At 62.1% G+C, this 21,559-nt stretch carries 16 protein-coding genes and 1 tRNA gene; 4 read left to right on the top strand and 13 right to left on the bottom strand.

Translation table 11 applies throughout. The features are described from left to right. Positions 1–13: 13 nt before the first annotated feature. Positions 14–1,705: a 4-alpha-glucanotransferase gene (locus ACFQDI_RS21460; protein ID WP_377170769.1), complete on the bottom strand. Its 1,692-nt coding sequence runs from the start codon at positions 1,703–1,705 to the stop codon at positions 14–16. Positions 1,706–1,788: 83 nt separating this feature from the next. Here ACFQDI_RS21460 and ACFQDI_RS21455 point away from each other — a divergent pair, with 83 nt between their 5' ends. Beyond that, positions 1,789–3,045 (top strand): hypothetical protein, encoded by a 1,257-nt coding sequence (locus ACFQDI_RS21455; RefSeq protein WP_377170767.1) that lies wholly within the window; start codon positions 1,789–1,791, stop codon positions 3,043–3,045. A gap of 21 nt (positions 3,046–3,066) precedes the next feature. On the opposite strand, the gene ACFQDI_RS21450 is transcribed toward ACFQDI_RS21455, so the two are convergent. From ACFQDI_RS21450 to nadA, 3 genes are read right to left on the bottom strand one after another with little or no spacing between them, the layout of a single operon-like run. Beyond that, on the bottom strand, positions 3,067–4,386 hold the full coding sequence (locus ACFQDI_RS21450; protein ID WP_377170765.1) for a J domain-containing protein: 1,320 nt from the start codon (positions 4,384–4,386) through the stop codon (positions 3,067–3,069). Beyond that, positions 4,376–6,058 carry an Hsp70 family protein gene (locus ACFQDI_RS21445; RefSeq protein WP_377170763.1) on the bottom strand — a complete coding sequence of 561 codons (1,683 nt, stop codon included), beginning with the start codon at positions 6,056–6,058 and terminating at the stop codon, positions 4,376–4,378. The genes ACFQDI_RS21450 and ACFQDI_RS21445 overlap by 11 nt, the downstream gene beginning before the upstream one ends. Positions 6,059–6,086: 28 nt before the next feature. Continuing rightward, the gene (nadA, locus tag ACFQDI_RS21440) at positions 6,087–7,028 is read right to left on the bottom strand and encodes a quinolinate synthase NadA (RefSeq protein WP_377170761.1); all 942 of its coding nucleotides are present in this window, start codon (positions 7,026–7,028) and stop codon (positions 6,087–6,089) included. 222 nt (positions 7,029–7,250) lie between these two features. On the opposite strand from nadA, the gene ACFQDI_RS21435 reads away from it, so the two are divergent. Then, positions 7,251–7,970 carry a VC0807 family protein gene (locus ACFQDI_RS21435; RefSeq protein ID WP_377170759.1) on the top strand — a complete coding sequence of 240 codons (720 nt, stop codon included), beginning with the start codon at positions 7,251–7,253 and terminating at the stop codon, positions 7,968–7,970. Positions 7,971–8,034: 64 nt separating this feature from the next. Further along, a tRNA-Val gene (locus ACFQDI_RS21430) sits at positions 8,035–8,109 on the top strand. A gap of 242 nt (positions 8,110–8,351) precedes the next feature. Here ACFQDI_RS21430 and ACFQDI_RS21425 read toward each other — a convergent pair. From ACFQDI_RS21425 to ACFQDI_RS21390, 8 genes are all read right to left on the bottom strand, one after another. Beyond that, positions 8,352–9,761, bottom strand: a complete 1,410-nt coding sequence (locus tag ACFQDI_RS21425; RefSeq protein WP_377170757.1) for a sensor histidine kinase — start codon at positions 9,759–9,761, stop codon at positions 8,352–8,354. Beyond that, positions 9,742–10,416, bottom strand: coding sequence for a response regulator (locus ACFQDI_RS21420; protein WP_377170756.1), 675 nt, complete (start codon positions 10,414–10,416; stop codon positions 9,742–9,744). Before ACFQDI_RS21420 ends, ACFQDI_RS21425 begins: the two co-directional genes overlap by 20 nt. A gap of 203 nt (positions 10,417–10,619) precedes the next feature. Further along, positions 10,620–12,137, bottom strand: a complete 1,518-nt coding sequence (locus ACFQDI_RS21415) for a DegQ family serine endoprotease (RefSeq protein ID WP_377170754.1) — start codon at positions 12,135–12,137, stop codon at positions 10,620–10,622. Between the two features lie 381 nt (positions 12,138–12,518). Beyond that, entirely contained in the window at positions 12,519–13,952 is a 1,434-nt protein-coding gene (locus tag ACFQDI_RS21410) for a DUF1501 domain-containing protein (RefSeq protein WP_377170752.1), read from the bottom strand. Positions 13,953–13,988: 36 nt separating this feature from the next. Beyond that, positions 13,989–15,332: an exodeoxyribonuclease VII large subunit gene (gene xseA / locus ACFQDI_RS21405; protein WP_377170750.1), complete on the bottom strand. Its 1,344-nt coding sequence runs from the start codon at positions 15,330–15,332 to the stop codon at positions 13,989–13,991. Positions 15,333–15,595: 263 nt separating this feature from the next. After that, positions 15,596–16,408 carry a hypothetical protein gene (locus ACFQDI_RS21400; protein ID WP_377170747.1) on the bottom strand — a complete coding sequence of 271 codons (813 nt, stop codon included), beginning with the start codon at positions 16,406–16,408 and terminating at the stop codon, positions 15,596–15,598. A 247-nt stretch (positions 16,409–16,655) separates the two neighbouring features. Then, positions 16,656–17,000 (bottom strand): DMT family protein, encoded by a 345-nt coding sequence (locus tag ACFQDI_RS21395; RefSeq protein WP_377170745.1) that lies wholly within the window; start codon positions 16,998–17,000, stop codon positions 16,656–16,658. Positions 17,001–17,076: 76 nt separating this feature from the next. Beyond that, on the bottom strand, positions 17,077–17,988 hold the full coding sequence (locus ACFQDI_RS21390; RefSeq protein ID WP_377170743.1) for a DUF58 domain-containing protein: 912 nt from the start codon (positions 17,986–17,988) through the stop codon (positions 17,077–17,079). Positions 17,989–18,843: 855 nt separating this feature from the next. Between ACFQDI_RS21390 and ACFQDI_RS21385 the strand changes: the two genes are divergently transcribed. Then, entirely contained in the window at positions 18,844–20,367 is a 1,524-nt protein-coding gene (locus ACFQDI_RS21385; RefSeq protein WP_377170741.1) for a hypothetical protein, read from the top strand. Between the two features lie 158 nt (positions 20,368–20,525). On the opposite strand, the gene ACFQDI_RS21380 is transcribed toward ACFQDI_RS21385, so the two are convergent. Continuing rightward, positions 20,526–21,515 carry an AAA family ATPase gene (locus tag ACFQDI_RS21380; protein ID WP_377170739.1) on the bottom strand — a complete coding sequence of 330 codons (990 nt, stop codon included), beginning with the start codon at positions 21,513–21,515 and terminating at the stop codon, positions 20,526–20,528. Positions 21,516–21,559: the final 44 nt, after the last annotated feature.

Raw genomic sequence — 21,559 nt, 5'->3', positions numbered from 1 at the left:
CAACTGGTCTACTTTACCGCCCCGTGCTCTTGATCGCCTTCTTGAGCCACTCGCCTTCTTCTTTCCATGGCGAGGCATTCCGCAGTTCCGCCACGGTCATGGGCAGACGGGCGCTCCAGTTGCTGTCGGCGGCGATGCCGGGGACGTTGAAGCGGTCTTCCAGGCCGTAGAGGTCCGTGAGCATGAAGGCGGCAAAGCGGGCGTTGCTCGTCAGCAGCGCCTCCAGCAGCGCGTGGCGGATGTGGGCGTCGTATTCCGGCCAGCCTTCGGAGGAAAAGCGCAGTCCGGCGAATTCGGCGAGATCTCCCAGCTCCTTGTTGCCCACGGCCTGCTCGGCTTCATCGCCGCTCATGGCATCGCGGCGGCGGTGCTCCCAGAGCGTTTTCATCGGTTCATGATCGTGCGTGGCGTAGGTGGCAAAGGCGCAGTTGTCATACGTGCTGCCCATGACGACGCGGCCCTGGTCGTTGTGCTCCCACTGGCTGACCTTGAAGCCGGGGATGTCCAGGCTGAGCAGGTGCGGGCGCACATAGTCGGGCACGGTGCCCAGGTCTTCGGCCACCACCTCGGCCTTGCCGGCTGCGGCGTCCAGGATCATGCGCAGGTACTTGTCCCCGTTGGCCAGATTCGCGGCCTTGTGCTCGGGGGTGTCGTCGGCGTTTTCGATGTAGTGCGGCAGGCGGCCGCCGGTGAGGGCCATGGCCTCGTCATCGGTGAGATAGCAGAACTCCGCATTTCGCGTGGGCCGCCACGGAAAGCTGTAGATGCGGTAAAAGCCCAGCACGTGGTCGATGCGGAAGATGTCGAAGATCTCCGTCAGCTTCTGGGTGCGCTGCCGCCACCACTGGAAGCCGCCCTGCCCCATGACGTCCCAGCGGTAATGCGGGATGCCCCAGTTCTGCCCCCAGTGCTGCACAAAGTAGTCGTCCTTGAAATAGGTCTCCGGCGGGGCTCCGCCGCACCATTCCAGGTCAAACTGGTCGGTCTTGAAAAACACATCCGCGCTGCACCAGGAGATGCCAAAGGGGATGTCTCCCATGAGCTTGACGCCCCTGCCATTGGCGTAGGCGCGCAGCTCCCCCCACTGGCTGAAGCACAGCCACTGCACGTAGGCGTGGAAGAGGATGCGGTCGTCGATCGCATCCCCCTGCGCCTCGCGCCAGGCGCGGGCCTTGGCGGCGGTGTTCAGCTCATCGCGCCAGTTCGTCCAGTCCTCGTGCCCGTGCTCCTCCATCAGCACCTTGAAAAGGCAGAAGTCATCCAGCCAGGCCGCCTCCCGCGCGCAGAAGGCTTCAAACTCCGCCATGCGCTCCGCCTGGCTTTCGATCTGGCTGAAGCCGCGGCGCAGCAGGTTGTTTTTCAGCCGCCGCACCTTGGGGTAGTTCACCGAGCCCTGGCGCAGCAGGTCCACGCGCAGGATGCCGGTGACGGTGCTGTAATATTTCTCATCCAGCTCCGGCACCGCTGCCGGGGAGAGATCCAGCGTCAGGTAGTCCAGCGCCACGGAGCTTATGGCATTGTAGGGGCTGCTGTCGCTGCCAGTGGCGTTGATGGGCAGAAACTGCACAAAGCCGAGGCCCGTCTCTGCCGCCCAGTCAATGAGCTGCCGCACGCCGCCGACGTCGCCGATGCCGAGATCCTCAAGGGTACGCAGGGCAAAAACGGGGATCAGAATACCGGCGCGGCGTGGCTGAATGGATGGCATGGGCGGCTGAGGATGACCAGAATGACAATGTTTGGTGGCTGTCTGCTGCGATTTGGGTAACTTCGCAAGCGTATAAGAGCACGATGCGTTCCCAATCCCTCACGTTGCTGCTGTTTTTCTCCATCTCCGCCCTTTCGGCCGCGGAGACGAAAGAGCCACGGGTCATCGATTTCCGAGGGCCGCCGCACAACTACCTGGAATGGAAGCCCAAGGACCGCTTTGCCGAGCTGCAGGAAAAGGCGCAGAAGGGCGAGGTGAAGCTGGACACCTCAAATGACAAGGCCTTCCTCACCAGCCTGCTGCAGGCGCTCGACATCCCCGTCAGCTCGCAGATCATGGTGTTTTCCGCCAGCTCCCTGCAAAGCGAGATCATCAATCCGCGCAATCCGCGCGCGCTCTACTTCAACGAAGACACCTACCTCGGCTGGGTGCCCGGCGGACTGGTGGAGATCATCGCCGCAGACCCGGAAATGGGCCCCATGTTCTACGTCTTTGACCGCCTGCGCCCCGGCGGGCCGGTGCCCAGGGTGACGCGCTCCACCAAGTGCATGAACTGCCACGCCGGCAATGCCACGCGGCGGCTGCCCGGCCTCATCGCCGAGTCCCTGCTGGTCTCCCGCGCAGGCTCCAGCCTGGAGACCTACCGCCGGGATGTGCAGGGGCACCAGATCCCGCTGGAGGACCGCTTTGGCGGCTGGCACCTCACCGGCCAGCACAACATCGCCAACCACAAGGCGAACGTCATGGGCATCCCCAATGCCGGCAAAAACGAGATCACCCCCGTGAATCCCGGGCAGTTCTCCGACCTCAGCCTGCACCTGCTGCCCACCAGCGACATCCTGCCCAACCTGACGAACGAGCACCAGATGGGCTTCGAAAACCGCCTCGTCTATGCCATCTACACCGTGCGCCAGCTCAAGAGCGAGGGCAAAGGCATGCTGGGCGCAGCAGCCAAGGAGGAGATCGAGGAGCGTGCACAGGAGCTCGCACGCTACATCACCTTTGCAGACGAGGCCAAATTCCCCGCCAAAGGCATGGTGGGAGACCCCGCCTATGTGCAGGATTTCCTGCGCGACCGCAAAGTCTCAAAGGCAGGCCTGTCCCTCAAGGATCTCGACCTCAAGACCCGCATGTTCAAGCACCGCTGCAGCTACATGCTCTACACGGACACCTGGAAGCACGCCCCCAAGGAGCTCAAGGAGCGCGTCTATTACCACATGGCCCTCTATCTGCGCGAGCAGCCCGACGCCCAGCACGCCCACATCCCGCCCGCAGAGCGCGCCGCCATCCGCAGCATTCTCAAGGACACCCTGACAGACCTCCCCGTGTGGTGGCGCTAGCGGCGTGCCCGCCGCCAGCACTCAGCGGCCGCCCGGCTGAGGCGGCTCCGGCTTCTTCTCATCCCTGCTCTGCAGCTCAGTCGGCACCTTGCTGCGCCCGGAGGGCACATGGCGCTTTCCATCGGGGGTGACTTTGGTGGCGAGGTGCGCGCCGAAGATCAGGAACCCTCCGCCCAGCACGGCAAACCCCGCGACCCTCAGATTGTGCGGACTGCACAGCCTCACCAGCTGAAACACTGTCGTCTGCACCCAGCGGTACTGCCAGGCCTTCTGCCAGACATCCGCAGGCACCACGCCCTGCACCAGCGGGCGGCCCACCCACCCGGGGCCGAGCACGACCACATTCATGAGCGCCTGCACCGCAGCCTCGGCCTTCCAGTCGCAGGCCTCTTCCGGATGCTCCAGCCGCCGCAGCCAAAACGTGCGGCACTCCGGCGCCAGTTCGCGAAGCGCCAGGCCGCGGGCGATGCCCGCCTGCAGCCTTTCGCACTTGGCCGCATACCCCGGGGTGGCCAGCGCGCCCTCCAGCTTGCGCAGCATGGACTGGGCCACAAAAGGCTGGTGCAGGGCCACCAGCCCCGCCGCCTGGAAGAATACATCCGCCGTGTGTGGAGAGAGCACCTCCGCCAGGCATTCATCCAGCTTTTGCACCAGGAGCACGATGCGGGTGGGATGGCCGGCGCGCTCCAGCTCTGCAAGCGCCTCCAGCGGCAGATCGGTGCACCCGGCCAGCAGCAGCCACTGCAGCAGGCAGGCGGGCGTGTGTGAGCCAAACAGCCCGGCCTCTCCCTGAAAGGCATCCTTGAGAATGCAGTCCAGGGCCTGCGGCGGGATGCCGCACTCCACCACATCTGCGGCGAGCGCCTTCAGCGCCATGGCCACGTCATCGGACGTGCGCTGCCCGTCCAGCAGAGCCCGGTCCAGCGACTCGATGGAGTAGGACCACTCCCGCGGCCAGTCACGCTCAGGCCGCCTCTGCACCGGGGGCTTGGGCGCAGGCGGCTGCAGGTGGTACGGCAGCTCCGGGGCCCTGCCCTCTCCCCAGGAGGGAGAAAGCGGGGGCGGCACGCCGGGTGCCTCCGCCGCCGCAGGCGCAGCCTCCTCCTCTTCCGGCAGCGCTTCCAAATCATCCGCCCCCCAGTCCTCGTCTTCATCTGCTGAGGCAGCACGCCTTTGCAGCCACTGCAGGGCCTGCTCATAGGCCGTGCGGAGCCGCTGAAAGCCCTCCGGGTCCGCATCCGGGCGGTGAACCTTGAGCAGTCTGGCATACGCGCTGCGCACCTGCTTTTCATCCGCAGTGTCAGCACTCAGGCCAAGGATGCTCCAAGGATCAGCCATCATTGTCGCGGAAGAAAGGGGCCATGAAAGTGTCAAGATCCTGCGCCGCAGCGGCGATTTGCTCACGCTCCTGGGTGATGAGGGCCGCCTCAAAGGCTTCGAGAAAGCCCTCCAGCGAGCGCCGCATCTCCCCGGAGAGATCGGCATACAGGCGGTTCGCACGCTCGATGCGCGCACGGTTTTCCGGCAGATCCGCAGGGTTTGTCTTCAGCGGCTGCAGCTTGCGCAGCGCTGCGGCGATCTGCTCCGCGCTCAGGATGCCCGGGCGCTGCTCAAAGACTTTCGTCACCTTTTTCCCGGTTTCCTTGATGGTCACCTCCACCTCGAGGATGCCGTTCATGTCATAGCTGAAGCGCACATCCACCTGGCCTGGATGCTTCTGGCCCGGGCGTGCGCGCAGCCCCTGGATGAGCAGCTTGCCGATGTTGCGGTTGTCCTTCACCAAGCGGCTTTCCCCCTGGTACACCTGCACGGCCAGCTCATCCTGCTCTGGAGTGAGCGTGCTAAAGCACTCGCTGCGGCTGCAGGGCACCATGGTGTTGCGCTCGATGATCGGGGCAAAGAAGCCATTCTCCCGGTGCCCGCGCACCAGCTCCTTGGTCGTTTCAATCCCCAGCGTGTGAGGGCACACGTCCGTGAGCACCAGGTCTTTGACGGCGGAATCCCCCGCCACCAGCGCCTGCTGCACCGCAGCCCCGAGCGCCACGACGCGGTCCGGGTCCAGCGTGCGGGAGGGCTCCATGCCCAGCAGGTCCTTGAGATCTTCATACACCACCGGCATGCGGCTGGCCCCGCCGACCAGCAGCACGGCATCGATCTGTTTGGGAGTGAGCCCCGCATCGCGCATGGCCCGGCGCACCACGGGCCGCAGCCGCGCCGTGATGTCTGCCGTCGCAGTGAGCAGGTCATCCCGCGTGATCGGCGCCTCCTTGCCATGCAGGGTGATCGTGGTGCTGGCCTGCCGGGTCAGCTCGCGCTTCAGCAGCTCCACCCGCTCGCGCCAGCGCCGCGCATCTCCGGCGGGAGGGCTCCACTTGAACTCACGCTCGATCCACCGCGCCAGGGCATCCGTGTAATCCTCCCCGCCCAGCCGGCTCTCACCAGAGGAGGCCTTCACCTCCACCACCCCTTCAAACGACTCCAGCAGCGTCACATCAAACGTACCGCCGCCCAGGTCAAAGACCAGCAGCGTGTTCAGCTCGTCATTGGCACGGTAGCCGTAGGCCAGCGCAGCAGCGGTGGGCTCATTGAGCAGGCGCAGCACTTTCAGCCCGGCGATCGCCGCCGCATCCACCGTGGCCTGCCTCTGCAGATCATGGAAATAGGCGGGCACGGTGATCACTGCCGCGTCCACCGGGGCCTGCAGCTGCGCCTCCGCGATGCGCTTCAGCTCCCGCAGCACCAGCGCGGAGCACTCCACAGGCGACCACTTCCGCCCGCCAAACTCATACGTCGTGTCGGTGCCCATGTCCCGCTTGAAGCATGCCTGCCCGGAGTCCGGCGCAGTCACCAGCCGGTCCTTTGCGGCACGGCCCACCAGCAGCGTGCCGTCCTCCGCTGCGGCCACGACAGAAGGGATCAAATCCTCCCCCAGTTCATTTTTCAATGTCACCGGCTGTCCGTCACGGAGGATGGCCACCAAGCTGTTGGTGGTGCCAAGGTCGATCCCGATCATAGCAGAAGAGGAGGTTGTGATTTGTGGCCTACCGGCTCAGCTCCAGCATGCGCAGGATGGGCTTCTCCGCACGCTTGCGCAGCTCTTCATCCATCTCCACACGCGGCGTCAGGTCGCGCAGGCAGTCGTGCAGCTTTTGCAGCGTGTTCAGCTTCATGTAGCGGCAGTCGGCGCAGGCGCAGTGGCCCGTGGGGCCGGGGATGAATTTCTTGCCCGGCACCTCGCGCTCCAGGCGGTGCAGCATGCCGCTTTCCGTGACGATGATGAACGTGCTCGCGGGACTATTGCGGCAATAGCCGACCATCTTCTCCGTGCTGCACACCTCATCCGCCAGAATGCGCACGGCGTAGGTGCACTCAGGGTGCGCCACCACTTTGGCGTCCGGGTATTCGTCCTTGATCTGCTGGATGCTGTCCCGCGTGAACTCCACATGCACGTAGCAGGCGCCCTTCCACAGGTCCATCTTGCGGCCCGTGCGCTCCATGACCCATGAGCCCAGGTTCTGGTCAGGCACAAAGAGGATCGGGCGATCCTTCGGCGCAGCCTCCACGATCTTGTCCGCGTTGCCGCTGGTGCAGATGCAGTCGCTCAGCGCCTTCACGTGGCCGCTGCAGTTGATGTAGGCGATCACGTAGTAGTTCTTGGCCGCGTTCGCCTTGAGGAAAGCCTCCAGCTGCGGGCCGGGGCAGCTCTGCTCCAGCGAGCAGCCCGCATTCGCATCCGGCAGCACCACGATCTTGCCCGGGTTCACGATCTTGGCCGTCTCCGCCATGAAGTGCACGCCGCAGAAGACGATGACGTCCGCCTCCGTCTCCTTGGCCTTGTAGGCCAGGCCGAGAGAGTCCCCCACAAAGTCGGCGATCTCCTGGATGGCCTTGTCCTGGTAGTTGTGCGCCAGGATCACGGCATTGCGTTCTTTTTTGAGGCGGAGAATTTCTTCGGTAAGGCTGGGGGCGGTGGTGGCGACCATGGAAATGAGATGAAGAAGAGCGTAAAACGGAGCGGAAAGTAAGCAAGAGGGGAGTCGGGGTGGTCAATGGGAGTTCGTCCTCGTTCTCGTGCTCCTACTCGTCCTCGATCATGATACGCCCGCTGAGTGCTGCGGGATCGAGAAGCCGAAAATGGCCAGGTGAGCGTGCCCATTTGTCATTCCGCATTCGACATTCCCCCTTCATCATTCCAAAGTTCCCGCGTGACCCAAAAACAGCCCCACCCGCTCCTCGACCTCGCGCTCACCGTCATCCTACCCTCCATCGCGCTGGAAAAACTCAGCGCCCCGGAGCGGCTCGGGCCGCTGTGGGCGCTGATCGTGGCGCTGCTCCTGCCGCTGGGCTTTGGCATCTGGTGCTTCATGCAGAAGCGCGGGCTGAACTTCTTCTCCGTGCTCGGCCTCGTCGCCGTCATCATCACCGGCGTGCTCGGCCTGTGGAATCTGAACGCCACCTGGTTTGCCGCCAAGGAGGCCATGTTCCCCATCTTCCTCGGCATCGCCTTCCCGCTGAGCCACCGCTGGGGCAAGCCGCTCATCAACGAGATGCTGCTCAACCCGCAGGTCATCAACCAGCCTGCCCTGCATCAGGCGCTGAACACCCCGGAGAAGCACCACCAGTTCGCGCAGCTTCTCAAAAAAGCCTCCTGGGGCATGGCGGGTACCATGCTGCTGTCCTCGGCCATGAACTTCGCCCTCGCCCTCTACCTGCTGGGAGACAAGGCCCCCGGCAGCGAGGAATACACCCAGGCCATCGGCCGCCTGAACTGGAGCGGCTTCCTCGTCATCGGCATCCCGCTCATGGGCGTCACGCTGGCCCTGCTGCTCTGGCTGCTGCGCTCCATCACCGCCCTCACCGGTCTGGAGCGCGACGATCTGCTGAATCAGGGCACCACCGTGCGCAAGCAGGTGAACAACGGCTGATTTCCTTCTTAAAAAACGTTTGCTCAAACCTCCGAGGCCGTTTATAGACTTCGCCCCCGGACTCGCGCGATTAGCTCAGTGGTAGAGCATTACCTTGACATGGTAGGGGTCACAGGTTCGAACCCTGTATCGCGCACCATCTTCGATTGAAGATTTCAGTCCACCTCCCATGAACCAGCAAATTTGGAGTGCGGTCGCGGAGCGAGGAACGAGCGCAGCTACCGCTTTCCGCAGGCCTGCTGACATACGAATGCCAGAAAGCATTCCAAAGCAGACGTTGATCAATTCGCGCAGACCAGTCACCACACGTGCGCCACGAGACGCTCGAAAGCGGCAGCTACACTCGTGCCTCGTTGCGCAGCCGCACTCCAAATCCACTCCCTACCCCACCAGCGGAATCTGCGGCACGGTGATGGTGAACTCCGTCCCCTTCCCCGCCTCACTCGCCACCGCCACGGTCCCTTGATGAGCTTCAACGATGGCCTTTACCAAACTCAGCCCCAGGCCAAGACCGCGCTGCGTGCGGCTTTTGTCGCCACGGTAAAGCCGGTCCCAGATGTGCGGCTGGTCGCTCGTGGGAATGCCCATGCCGCTGTCACGTATCCGCACAGTCACGGCGTTGTCAGCGCAGGCGCAGGCCAGATGCACCGTGCCGCCCTCGGGCGTGTACTTGAGCGCATTGTCGAGCAGATTGGCAAAGGCCTGGCTCAGGCGCGTGGGGTCCACGGAGGCCTGGCAGTCGGGCGCGAAGTCGGTGGTGATGGTGATGTGCTTCTCCTCGCTGATGAGATCGTACAGCTCGATCACCTGCTGAAGCAGCGCTGGGATGGACGTCAGCTCGCGGTGCAGCTTCATCATGCCCGCCTCGGCTTCGCTGATGTCCATCAGCGCCTTGAGCATGGTGAGCACGCGATCGGATTCCTCCACGCAGTCCGCCAGCGCCTCGCGCGCGACGGGATCGGGCGTGGTCTGCACGGCCGCCTCGGCGGTGGCGCGCAGGCGGGTCAGCGGCGTGCGCAAGTCGTGCGCCACATTGTCCAGCGCATGGCGCATGCCCTGGATGAGCGACTGGTTCTTGTCCAGCAGGCGGTTGAACTCGGTGGCCAGCTCCTCCAGCTCTGCTTGGCTCACATGGGCGGTGACGCGGGCGGAAAAGTCCCCGGTGTCTGAAATCGTACGCGCGGTGTCCACCACATCACGCACGGGCTTGGTGGCACGGTGCGCAAAGAACGCACCGCCCAGCACGGCCAGCAGCAGCGTGGGCGTCATCACCAGCAGGAAATTCCGCCGGAAAGGCTGCAGCACGGTCTCACGGCTGTTCGTGCTGCGCCCCACCTGCAGGACGGAGCCGTCATACAGACGCGCAGTCGCCACCGTGAGGTCCCGCTCCTCGTCTTTCGGGATGCGCAGCCAGTCGAGGTTGGAGGCGTCTGCCTGAGACTGAAACGCGCTGGCGTCCGCCGGCAGCCAGTCATTGGGCACGTTGACAAAGACCACACTGCCGAGACTGCCGGTGACGCGCACAAAGAAGGACTTCGACTTGCCTTCGTCTCTGCCGTTGAGCTGCACCAGATTCCGCAGCGCCGGCAGCCCCCCGCTCGCATACACGGCGGCGCATTCCTTCAGCCGTGCCTCGATGACTTCGCGGTCCTTCCTCTCCAGCGCGGAGGCCAGCAGCACGTACAGCAGCCCAAACAGCACGACCGCGCTGAGCGTGAAGATCAGCGCATAGCCGAGCGTCAGCCGCACGGCAAAGCTGCGGCCCCAGGACTTAGGCAGGTTTGAAGACATAGCCGACTCCGCGGATGGTTTGAATGAGCTTCACCTCGAAGTCCTTGTCCAGCTTGGCGCGCAGGCGGTGCACCAGCACGTCCACCACATTCGTCTGCGGATCAAAGCTGTAGTCCCACACATGCTCCAGGATCATCGTCTTGGTGACGACGCGGCCCGGCGTGCGCATCAGCAGCTCCAGCAGGGCAAACTCACGGCTTTGCAGCTCGATGCTCCGCCCCTCCCGCCTCACCTCACGCGACAGCAAATCAAGGGTGACCCCCGCAGCGGTGAGCGTGGTGGGCTCCACCGTATGCGTGGCGCGGCGGATGAGCGCCTGCACCCGCGCGAGCAGTTCTGAAAACGCGAAGGGCTTCGTCAGGTAGTCATCCCCGCCAGCCTGCAGCCCCTTCACGCGGTCATCCACGCTGGCCTTGGCGCTGAGGATCAGCACGGGCGTGTTCACCTTCTCCCGGCGCAGCTGCCGCAGCAGCGAAAGGCCGTCCAGCTTCGGCAGCATCAGGTCCAGCACGATGCAGTCGTACGTCACCGTGCAGGCCAGGTCCAGCCCGCGCTCGCCATCGGTGGCGGCATCCACACCGAAGCCATTTTGCTTCAGCCCGTTGACGATGAACGAGGCGATCTTGCTGTCATCTTCGATCACTAAAATGCGCATGGATGGCTGGGAAGTTCTCATGACTGATTAGCGGTGATGAGAAGGATTGTCCAATGGAGGCGGAAGTAGTTCGGGCAATCCTGCCCGAAGAAGAGCGCCCTCGCTGCGGGCAGGATTGCCCGCGCTACCTTCTGGAAAAAAACCCGCCCCGGCACTTTCGCACCAGGGCGGGCCGCGTTCACACACGATCGCTCGCTCACACATTAGCCCGCCTTGCTTTCATCCACGACGATGAAGCGGGTGCCGCCCTGGCTCCACACCTTCACCAGCGTGACCATGTTCTCCGGCTTGGCACACAGGGCGGTGGCCTGCTCGGCGTCTTTGACGGGATGGCGGTTGATCTCCAGGATCACATCACCCTCACGCAGTCCCGCCTCATAGGCCACGGAGTCCTCGTCCACAGAGGCGACCACGGCCCCCTTGATATGGGAGGGCACCTTGAGCTGCTCACGCGTCGCCTGGTCCAGGTCTGCCACACCCACGCCGTGCAGGGCGTCATCTTTGTTGCCAGCGGCAGGGGTGGCGTCCGCCACCTTGTCTCCGGGCAGCTCCTTGACGGTCACGGTCAGGTTCACCGTCTTGCCATCGCGCAGCACATTCATCGGCACGGCCGCGCCTGGCGTGGTGGAGCCCACCTGCAGCTTCAGGTGCCGGCTGTCCTTCACCGTCTTGCCATTGAATTCAGTGATCACATCACCGCTCTTCACACCCGCCTTGTCAGCAGGGCTGCCAGGATTGACGGCCGAGACGAGGGCGCCCTTGGCTCCGTCCATCTTGAACTGCTGCGCCAGCTGCGGGGTCAGGTCCTGGATGTTCACCCCCAGGAATCCGCGGTCCACACGGCCCGTGTTCACCAGGCTCTCCATCACCCAGCGGGCCAGGTTGGTGGGCACGGCAAAACCGATGCCCTGATTGCCTCCGCTGCGGCTCAGGATGGCAGTGTTCATTCCGATCAGGCGTCCGTCCACATCCACCAGCGCACCGCCGGAGTTGCCCGGATTGATGGCAGCGTCCGTCTGGATGAAGTCCTCATAGTCCAGCCCCAGAGTGGCGCGGCCTTTGGCACTGATGATGCCGGTCGTCACCGTCTGCCCGATGCCAAAGGGATGCCCCACGGCCAGCACCGTCTCTCCCACCTCGATCTTGTCGCTGTCCGCAAAGGTGATGGCAGGCAGGTCCTTGGCCTCGATCTTGACCACGGCCACGTCCGTCTTCGGGTCACGCCCGACCACCTTGCCGCTGAACTCGCGCCCATCGGTCATGGAGACCTTGATCGTGCTGGCGTTTTCCACCACGTGGTTGTTGGTGAGGATGTAGCCGTCCTTGCTCACGATGATGCCGGAGCCAACGCCCTGCTCCTTGGGCATGTGGCGGCGCTGCTGCGGCTGCTGCATTTCATCCGGGAACTGGAATCCCGGGCCAAAGAAGCGGCGCAGGTCCATGCCGCCGGGCAGCTCCATGCGGCTGACCTTGGCCTCGCTGGAGACCGCGATCTTCACCACGCTGGGAGCCACAGCTTTGACGATGGGTGCAAAGCTCGGGTAAGCCCGCCCTGCGGCGGACAGAGGGGCATCGCTGACCTGGATGCTGAGAGGGTCTGATTTGCCGGCAGCCCCGTCTTTCGCAGACGTAAAGGCCATCAGCGAAGCGCTCAGGACGCACACAGAGCCGAGCACGACCGTGCGCTTCCAGAGTGTCTGATTGGAGGATGAGGTTTTCATGGATGTTGTTGGGTTATGGATTGGGGTGGATTGATTTCCGCCCAACAAAAACACCCGCCCCGTGGCCTTTGCGTTACCGGAGCATTACAAGCGTGTAAGGTTTGCTCAGTGGTACGATGGATCGGCTTCGCCAGTCTCGCCAAGCCTCGGCTCTCCTGTCCGTCGATCAGCGCTCACTCAGGCCGCCTTGTCATCGAACTGGCGCAAAGTCCTATCCACCAGTCCCACTGCTTCGCCGAAACACAGGGGGAGCAGGCAGGATGCACCGCTGTGGCAGGTGTGGGTGTCTGCGGACGGGCTGTCCTGCCGTAAAGGAGCAGCGTGAGCGTGGAGTGTCTGCGGTGCCGCTGATCGACGGACAAAAGTGTCCATCGTACTGGCTCACGCCAGAATCTCACTCACCACCCGCGCCTGCGGATTCTCCACCAGCACCTGTTCAGTCCCGTTGCGGCGGTAGCTGAGGTGCTTGGCGTCGAGGCCGAAGAGGTGCAGCAGGGTGGCGTGGTAGTCGTAGTGATTGACGACGTCCTTCACGGCGTGGTGGCCGAAGTCGTCGGTGGCGCCGTGGATGTGGCCGGCCTTGAAGCCGCCACCGGCCACCCACATGCTGAAACCGTAGGTGTTGTGGTCGCGGCCCACGGTGCTGCGGTCCTTGGAGCCGGAGCGATTCTGAATGACGGGCAGTCGGCCCATCTCGCCGCCCCAGTGCACGATGGTGGTGTCCAGCAGTCCACGTTGTTTCAAATCGATGACGAGGGCGGCAGCCCCTTGGTCCACATACTGGCAGGCGGCAGGCAGCGCGGTGCGGATGTTTTGATGATTGTCCCAGGTCTGGTTTCCGGTGAAGAGGGAGACGCAGCGCACACCGCGCTCCACCAGACGGCGGGCGATGAGGCAGCGGGTGCCGAACTCCGCAGCGGCGGGATTGTCCAGGCCGTAGAGCTTCTTGGTGGCGGCGCTTTCCTGATCGATGTCGAGCGCCTCCTTGGCCGCCGTCTGCATGCGCGCGGCGAGTTCAAAGCTCTGAATGCGCGCCTCAAGATCCGCCTCACCAGGGCGCGATTCAAGGTGCTCCCGGTTCAGCCGCTGCACAAAATTGAGGTACCGCGACTGCGCATCGCCCTTGAGGCTGAGCGGCGCGTCGAGATTGGGAATGCGCGGCTCCTTGGGCCGGATGACGGTGCCCTGATACAGCGAGGGCAGCCAGCCGTTGCTCCAGTTGTCCACACCGAGCACGGGCAGGCCGCGCGGGTCGGTGAGCGCCACATACGCGGGCAGGTCCTGATTTTCCGTGCCCAGCCCATAGGTGAGCCAGCTCCCCAGCGTGGGGCGGCCGCCGGTCACCTGGCCGTTGAGCAGCGCATAGATGGACTGCCCGTGGTTGTTCACCCCGGTGTGCATGGAGCGGATGAGCGTCACATCATCGACGATGTTGGAAAAGTGTGGCAGCAGCTCGCTGACATCCATGCCGGACTGGCCATATTTCTTGAATTTCCACGGGCTGCCCAGGCACTCGCGGCTGGCGCCGGCAGCATCGTCGTATTTCACCTCACCGGGGAAATCCTTGCCGTCGTACTTGGTGAGTTCGGGCTTGGGATCAAACAGGTCCATGTGGCTCGGCCCGCCCTGCATGAACATGGAGATCATCGCCTTCGCCTGCCCAAAGCCGTGCGGCATCTTAGGCTTGAGATCGAAATGCTTGGGCCCGATCTGCTCCGGGCTGGCGAGGAGGTTCTGCTCCTTCAGCAGCGTGGCCAGGGCGATGCCGCCAATCCCGTAGGCGGAGCGGTTCAACATGGAGCGGCGTGAGAGCATGACCTACCTACGCAGCGAGTGGGGCGATTCTTCCTGCTATCCCTTCACCACGCTCCGGATCTCTCCCTGCGCCAGCCGCGTCACGATTTCCTCCCCCGGCTTCACCTCAGCAGCGTCCTTGAGCACCTTCCCCTCCGCATTCGTGGCGAAAGAAAAGCCCCGCGCCAGCACAGCCTGCGGGCCGATGTGTTTGAGCAATTCCGCGCGCGACTGCAGCCTGTCCGCCAGGCGGTCCAGCCGATGCTGCAAGCCCTGCTGCAAGCGGCGCCCACTCGTTTCCGCACGGTGCACGGCTTCGGTGAGTTGTACGCGGGGGTGATGCGCGGCCAGGACATGCTGCTTCTGCGTGAGGTCATCCGCCCACGCCTGCAGCCTTTCGCGCAGACTTTCACGCAGGCGCTGCTCTTGCTCGTCCACGCCCTGCTCCGCCTGCTGCAGCAAACGGTCCGGTGCATGCAGCAGCGGGCCTTTGGCCGTCAGCTCGATCACGTGCTGGTGGTGCTCCAGCAGCGTGCCCACCCGCGCCTTCAGCGTGCGGGCGATGCTGTCAAAATGCCGCTGCAGCTCCGCGCTGTCCGGTGCCAGCAGCTCCGCCGCCGCGCTGGGCGTGGGCGCGCGCAGGTCGGCCACAAAATCCGCGATGGTGAAATCAATCTCATGCCCCACGGCGGAGATGACCGGGATGGGACAGGCGGCGATGGCCCGCGCCAGCACCTCCTCATTGAAGCACCACAGGTCCTCCAGGCTGCCACCGCCGCGCCCCACCACAAGGGTGTCCGGCACCGGCAGGCCGAAGTCCTCCGCATCTCCCAGCACCCGCAGCGCACGCACGATCTCCAGCTCCGCCCCCTGCCCCTGCACACGCACGGGAAAGACGAGCACCCGCACCCACGGCGCACGCCGCGTCAGGATGTTGAGCATGTCTTGAATGGCCGCACCTGTGGGCGAGGTCACCAGCGCCACCACGCGTGGAAAGCGCGGGATGGCGCGCTTCCTGTCCCCATCAAACAGCCCCTCCGCATGCAGCCTGCGCTTCAGCGCCTCAAAGCGCTCCTGCAGCGAGCCTTTGCCCTTCGCCTGCACCTGCTTCACCACCATCTGGTACTGACCGCGCGGCTCATACACGCTGATCTCGCCATGCACCTGCATCAGCGCCCCGTCCTGGATGCGCACGCTGCTGCGCGCCGCTGCTCCGCGAAACATCACGCAGCTCAGCTGCGCACCCGCGTCCTTCAGCGTGAAGTACTGGTGCCCGGAGGACTGCAGGCGGTGATTGCTGATCTCCCCCTCCACCCACACGGTGCCGATGCGGCTTTGCAGCACGTCGCGGATTTCGCGCGTGAGCTGGGTCACAGAAAGGACATCAGGGTCTTCGGGCATGGTTGCGATGTCATCGGCTGGGATGAAAGGAAAGTCCAGCCATGCGGGTGGAAATGACGAATGAGTAAATCCGAATGACTAAAGAATGACAAAGCCCGAATCACGAATCCAGCCATGAAGAGAGCCAAAGGCTGAAACAGGCGGCCAGCGCCTTTGCCTTAACTTTCGAGCTTCGGCATTCGGCCTTGTTTCGTCATTCGGATTTACTCATTCGGCATTGCACGACTCTTCCCATCCAGCCCTGACACCCCCTGCCCTCTGTCTTAGAAAACCAGGTGCCACAGCCAGCCGACCATCCCCGACGCCACCGACCACCAGCAGCGCGCCACCTCCATGAAGCCCAGCCCCGGCGCAGGCGACGAGGCAAGAAAGAGCGCGATCAGCAGAAAGGCATTGATCAGAAAGATCAGCATCATCGAGAAAAACTCCCCGTTGCGCTTCAGGTCCCCCTGCTCCGCGATCACCGTCTTCACCGTGTAGGTGGCATGAAAGCACCAGGTCAGCCCCACCAGCGCGTATAGAAAGCGCAGCGGCTTCAGGTGCACCGTCCACTTCCACACGTGCACGGCATGCGACTGCTGCATGTCCAGCGCCAGCCCCACGATGCCAAACACCAGCATGATCACCAGGGTGTAAAACGGGATCAGATACGGAGCCAGGGTGATCCAGGTGTTCGACTTGTCCGTCTCCACATAGCCGCCCTCGGCGCTGACCTTCCAGTCAAAGATGCGCCCCCCAAAAAGCCGCGCCGTCAGGAGGTGGCTGAACTCATGGCCAAACACATACGCCGTCACCGGCCGCACCCCGGCCAGGTAGGCCACGGCCCAGACCACGCCGCCAAAGGTGAAAAAGATGAATTCCTCTGACTTCAGGAAGTCCATGCGCGCCACCGCACGCCACAGCATCATGATCAGCGTGATGGCCGTCACCAGACATGCCGGGGCCAGCACCGCACCACCAATCCAGCGCTTGGTCATCAGCAGCCAGCGATCACGATGCGCATCGTGTCGGTTCTTGATGCCAGCAGGGCGGTTGCGGGTCTCATGAAGATGTCTGCGAACGTTCGCGGTGGACATGGGAATGATGAGTTGTTTAACCTTTCTTAAACATCTTCACAATTTAAATGTGAATATGTGAATAATAATGTGTGTAATTCTCACAACTTCTCACAGGTAATTAACAAAACGGTCAGCACCACAAAGCCAATAGTCACTGCCACCCAGGACTCTCGTTCCGGCCTGCACCACCCGAGAGTCAATAGCCGGGCCGACCACGCACCGAGGTCGCCCAGGCGCTCCCCCAGAAAGCTTTCAGTGAAACGGTTCACTTGCGGAAAATGAAGTACACTGCCCCGCACATGCAGAGCGCCGCCCACACGTAGTCCCACTTGAAGGACTCCTTCATGTAAAAAACCACGAAGGGAATGAAGACCGTCAGCGTGATCACCTCCTGGATGATTTTGAGCTGCGGCAGGCTCAGCGCCGTGCTGCCGATGCGATTGGCCGGCACCTGCAGCATGTATTCAAAGAAAGCGATGCCCCAGCTGATCAGGGCGGCGATGAACCACGGCTTGCTCTTCAAGTCCTTGAGGTGCGCATACCACGCAAACGTCATGAAAATATTCGACCCCACCAGGAGTCCCACCGCTTTGATCACAGGCCAGTTCATGCTTGCATGAGAGCATAGGAAAGCCGGATGCCAAGCACAGGAGGATAGGCCTCCAGCTTATGCTCCATCCCTGCCCTCACGCCCCGCCCGCCAGCGCAGAGCCACGCACCAGCAGGTCCAGGAAGCGCTCTTCAAAGGCCTCATCACTCGTCACCTGCATGAAGTCCACGCTATGGCTGGCGCACTCGCTGGCCAGATTGCCCACGAAGGCGTCAAAAGTCTCCACGTAACGCTGCACATCGCGCTTGGTCAGCCAGAACCGGCGGCGCTCGCCGGTCTCCACCTCGGTCAGTTCCAGCTCCCCCTCGATCTCCGGCTGTCTCTCATCAGGATGCACGATCTGCAAAAAATGGTTCTCTCCTGGCCACGCCGCCACACGCGCCACGGCCTCGGCCGCGCTGCCAATCTCCCGCCCAAAGAAGTCGCTGATGATGAAGATGATGCCGTAGCGCTGCTTGCTGGGGCGGAATTCCTCAAAGCAGCGCTTCATGTCCGTGAGGCCTTCAAATTTCAGCTTCATCACCGCCTGGATCACTTTTTCAATGTTCCCCTGCCCTCGCAGAGGCGGCAGCTCCTGGTGCACACCGCTGCTCATGGAGTACAGGCTCACCCGCTGCTGCGCGCTCAGCGCCAGGTAGGCCAGCGCCACCGCAAAGCGCAGCGCCTGCCGCCGCTTCTCCGGAAACGGCTCCGCCATGGAGGTGCTGGTGTCCAGCATGATGTGCAGGTTCAGCTCCTGCGTCTCCTCGTACAGACGCACAAAGAGCTTGTCCAGCCGCGCATAAAGCCGCCAGTCGATCGCACGGTAGTCCTCCCGTGGCGTGTAATGGCGGTAGTCCTTGAACTCCCGCGTAAAGCCCGTGGCTGAAGTCGACTGCGAACCCCGCCGCATGAGCTGCCGCCGTTTGCGCAGACGCAGCGCCAGCACACGCAGCCGGTCCAGAAAGGAGGCGTCAAAGAGATCTTCGCGTTCGAGGGTGTCGGGCATCGGGTAGTACAGATTGAAAAATCTTAATGAGATATATGCTACACGCTCGCGATTGATGCAAAGACACTCAACCGAATGTGCAGGACAAAAATGCGCAACGCCCACAAAAAAGAATGTCGGCCTGAAACTTGAACAACTGCGCCATGATGGATGCAGCACGCTGCGGCCTCATTATAGAGGCCAGCAATTCCGCCGTCACGTCCTTGCCGCCTATGCAGTTGTCTGGATCATCAAAAGATGCCCCACCAGCCACCACCATGGAGAGCATGGTCCACGGCCACTCGTATCCGCCTGCCCACCCTGCTCCGCACGGCGGGCAGTGTAGTACGGGCATGCCTCATTGGCCCGATCAAAACTTACCTAAATTACAGATCATCTGTGCTGCTCCGAGATTATTCCATATCGCAACGCCCCTCCATCGATAGAGACAAAAACAGCTTGCAATCATTTATTGCGACAGTTAGTCTATTGTTGCTTAGGGCTGCCGGTGAGGATTGGGGTTCGCTCCGCTTCATCCTACGCCCTCCTTTTTCAAAACTTAACCAGAGAAGGGCGTCTGCAAAGACGCCCTTCTCTTTTTTTATGTGGTGCCCCTCGCGAGAATCAATTGCCGTTTGCGATATCGGAACATCGTTCGCCGCATTGCGGTGGCATGAGTTGTTCAGCAGTCATACACCTGATATTTTTCATCCCTCCCTATTCAATCTTCCGGGACTGCTGAAGGAGGCTCAATTTATAGGCGAACAGATTTCACGGCACGCGGCTTGGCAGAAACACATGCAACTGGTCCGGGAGGAAATCGCAGAAAGGTCCTCCAGCTTGGAATCTAACTGCTTAAGCCCGAGACACCGAAAAATGCTATTCCGTATTGGAAGTGCGCAAACGGAGCATTCGGAGGCAACAAATATCACTCGACTGCTATTGCTAGAAGGAATTGACGATCAAATCGAGTCGTTCATAGCGGAAAAAGCTGCACAGATTGATCTGGCGGGATGTGAGAAGAAGAAAACTGATTGTGACATAATATTGAGTCACGCGGCTACGGTGGCATATCGGAGAGGGGGCGTTTCAGTTGGCGAGACTGCACTGCAGCAAGCGTTGAAAGAAGGGGCACCACGCGTTCAGAAGCTATTCGATCTCAAAGAGCATTTCGTGAGTGGCGAGTTCGAATGCATCGTTGGCGTTCAAGGCGTCACTGACCTCCAGCTAACGGAACTAAGAAAAGTATTGGATCACGGCAAGCCCGCTCAATCAGACCGTGTCTATAAAGCGGGAACACACATTCAAGGTCTACCGCCACAGGCGGCGCTTGCTGAGCATCAGCGTTCGGGGTGGCTATGCTGCAAAGTTACTGCAGGGAACGCGACTGAGGCAGTGGAACAACTCCGCGAGAGGACGCGAAACGCATTGAATGTGATGGCGCTTTTTTACCAGTGCCCAGCGAGTTCATTGCATCCAGGAGGTTGGATCATCCAGAATGGAAATGCAATAGCAGTATCTTCCCGCGACGAGACATTGAAAAACCACCACGCCCGCGCCCAGGCTCTGAAGTTATCAGACCTCGCAGTGAAGAGTCTTTCCGGAGTTTCAGAGCCAGCCATATTTGCTGCGCTAGACCTACACAATGCCGCGTTGAGCACATCGGACCACCGCTTTCGTTTGGTCAACCTCTGGTCTGCCCTGGAGTGCCTAACGGCAGTGCTAGAAGGCGATACCATCATCAACCGCGTGCTCCGTGCCGCGCCTCCTCTACTTGCGTGGCGAAACATTGACAAATACATCCGATACCTCTCGATTAGCCTTCATCTTTGGATCAAGTCCAATCCTGATTTGAACACGGCAGATCTGCCCTTCCGTCTTGGTTACAATCAAAAGGTTCCGCCAGAACAGCTTTTAAAAGTACTCACTCTGCCTGATGATTCCCCGGCATTGAAGCAGTTAACGTCATTTACAGGGGGACACCCTCTACTGGTGTTCCGCATGTTCAAAGCATGGAAACAGTTCTCCTCGCCGAAATCCGTGAGGCGCCGGATGGAACAGAGTGAGACGCGGCTCCGCTGGCACCTCTATCGTATCTATCGTGCAAGAAACCTCCTAGTCCATGACGGGATTGCCGCCGCATGTCTCCCCCAACTTGCAGACCATCTTCAACATTATGTCTCTTGGCTCATCGGGCGTATGATCCAAGCACTGGGTCTCGGCATCAATTGGAAACTTCGGGATGCGTGGCACTATTGGTTAAACAAAGCGGATTATGTCCACAGTTCACTCCCCGAGCGCGACGACGAACACCCCCATTTTGAACTTCGAATGGAAGACGTTTTTACCGCCCGGTTGAATGACCCGACGATGACCATCTGGCAAGCCGCCCCTGCCTAGGACATTGGGAAATCATTTGGGGACCGGATGATAAATCGAGACGTCAGCTCTCCTTATCACAAGCCTCCAATGCGAGGTTGCAGGTGAGGATTTCTCCATGCCGTGTGCGCGTTTTGTTGGTAAAAGCTAAGGGCGCTCCGCCGCGCACATTGGGATCCTCACGCCGCCTGCTGCGCGGGTGTCTTCACCTGATCGAGCAGTTTGGTGATGATGTCGTCCACCTTCACCTGACCGGCCTCGCCTTCAAAATTGAGGATGATGCGGTGACGCAGCGCCACGTGGGCGATGGCACGGATGTCATCCGTGGAAACAGCCGTCGCCCCCTGGATGGCAGCCCACACGCGGGCACCACGGATGAGCGACTGCAGGCCGCGCGGGCTTGCGCCGTAGCTGACGTAGCGCTTCACCTCCGGCAGCGCATCCGGCTGCTCGGGGTGGCTGCTGAGCACCAGACGGGAGGCGTAGTGCGCCACGGGATCGGCCACAGGGATCTTGGAAAGCTGCTGCTGCAAAGCGATGAGCTTTGGCCCATCGGTCAGCGTGGCCAGCTTCGGCTCGGTGAAGCCGGTGGTGCGGCGTGAGATCTCCACCAGCGCATCCAGATCTGGAAACGGCACCTTGATCTTGAACATGAAGCGGTCCAGCTGCGCCTCGGGCAGCGGATAGGTGCCTTCCATTTCCATGGGGTTCTGCGTGGCCAGCACGAGGAAGGGCTCGGGCACCGTGTGGCGCTCGCCACCGGTCGTCACGCAGCGCTCCTGCATCACCTCCAGCAGCGCGGCCTGGGTTTTGGGCGTGGCGCGGTTGATCTCATCCACCAGCAGCAGGTTTTTAAACACCGGCCCCTTTTCATAGCGCAGCGTGCGGCGGCCTTTTTCATCCTCGCCCACGATGTGCGTTCCCAGAATGTCCGCCGGCATCAGGTCGGGCGTGCACTGCACACGGCCCGGCTCCAGCCCCACCACCTGCGAGAGCGTGCGCACGAGGTAGGTCTTGCCCAGGCCCGGCACACCCTCCAGCAGCACATGCCCGCCGGAGAAGATGGCCACCAGCACATCGCTGAGCAGTTCATCGTACCCGACGATGGCTTTTTGCATCTCGGCCTTGAGGCTGGTGAACAGGGTGCGGAAGTCTGCGTGGTCGGACATACGGGCGACTCTCGCCAGCGGCTCCGATTGCGCAAGGCATGAAA

The sequence above is a fragment of the Prosthecobacter fluviatilis genome, assembly GCF_042655725.1.
In the GTDB taxonomy this organism is placed as follows: domain Bacteria; phylum Verrucomicrobiota; class Verrucomicrobiia; order Verrucomicrobiales; family Verrucomicrobiaceae; genus Prosthecobacter; species Prosthecobacter fluviatilis.
Note: the sequence above shows the minus strand (reverse complement) of the source record. Positions and strands in the feature narration are given on the sequence as shown.

Excerpts from the sequence above, each read along its gene's own strand:
- ACFQDI_RS21445 (WP_377170763.1), bottom strand. The coding sequence starts at position 6,058 with ATGATCGGGATCGACCTTGGCACCACCAACAGCTTGGTGGCCATCCTC.
- ACFQDI_RS21450 (WP_377170765.1), bottom strand. The coding sequence starts at position 4,386 with ATGATGGCTGATCCTTGGAGCATCCTTGGCCTGAGTGCTGACACTGCG.
- ACFQDI_RS21455 (WP_377170767.1), top strand. The coding sequence starts at position 1,789 with ATGCGTTCCCAATCCCTCACGTTGCTGCTGTTTTTCTCCATCTCCGCC.
- ACFQDI_RS21390 (WP_377170743.1), bottom strand. The coding sequence starts at position 17,988 with ATGCCCGACACCCTCGAACGCGAAGATCTCTTTGACGCCTCCTTTCTG.
- ACFQDI_RS21400 (WP_377170747.1), bottom strand. The coding sequence starts at position 16,408 with ATGTCCACCGCGAACGTTCGCAGACATCTTCATGAGACCCGCAACCGC.
- xseA (WP_377170750.1), bottom strand. The coding sequence starts at position 15,332 with ATGCCCGAAGACCCTGATGTCCTTTCTGTGACCCAGCTCACGCGCGAA.
- ACFQDI_RS21415 (WP_377170754.1), bottom strand. The coding sequence starts at position 12,137 with ATGAAAACCTCATCCTCCAATCAGACACTCTGGAAGCGCACGGTCGTG.
- ACFQDI_RS21395 (WP_377170745.1), bottom strand. The coding sequence starts at position 17,000 with ATGAACTGGCCTGTGATCAAAGCGGTGGGACTCCTGGTGGGGTCGAAT.
- nadA (WP_377170761.1), bottom strand. The coding sequence starts at position 7,028 with ATGGTCGCCACCACCGCCCCCAGCCTTACCGAAGAAATTCTCCGCCTC.
- ACFQDI_RS21420 (WP_377170756.1), bottom strand. The coding sequence starts at position 10,416 with ATGCGCATTTTAGTGATCGAAGATGACAGCAAGATCGCCTCGTTCATC.
- ACFQDI_RS21410 (WP_377170752.1), bottom strand. The coding sequence starts at position 13,952 with ATGCTCTCACGCCGCTCCATGTTGAACCGCTCCGCCTACGGGATTGGC.
- ACFQDI_RS21380 (WP_377170739.1), bottom strand. The coding sequence starts at position 21,515 with ATGTCCGACCACGCAGACTTCCGCACCCTGTTCACCAGCCTCAAGGCC.
- ACFQDI_RS21385 (WP_377170741.1), top strand. The coding sequence starts at position 18,844 with ATGCTATTCCGTATTGGAAGTGCGCAAACGGAGCATTCGGAGGCAACA.
- ACFQDI_RS21460 (WP_377170769.1), bottom strand. The coding sequence starts at position 1,705 with ATGCCATCCATTCAGCCACGCCGCGCCGGTATTCTGATCCCCGTTTTT.
- ACFQDI_RS21425 (WP_377170757.1), bottom strand. The coding sequence starts at position 9,761 with ATGTCTTCAAACCTGCCTAAGTCCTGGGGCCGCAGCTTTGCCGTGCGG.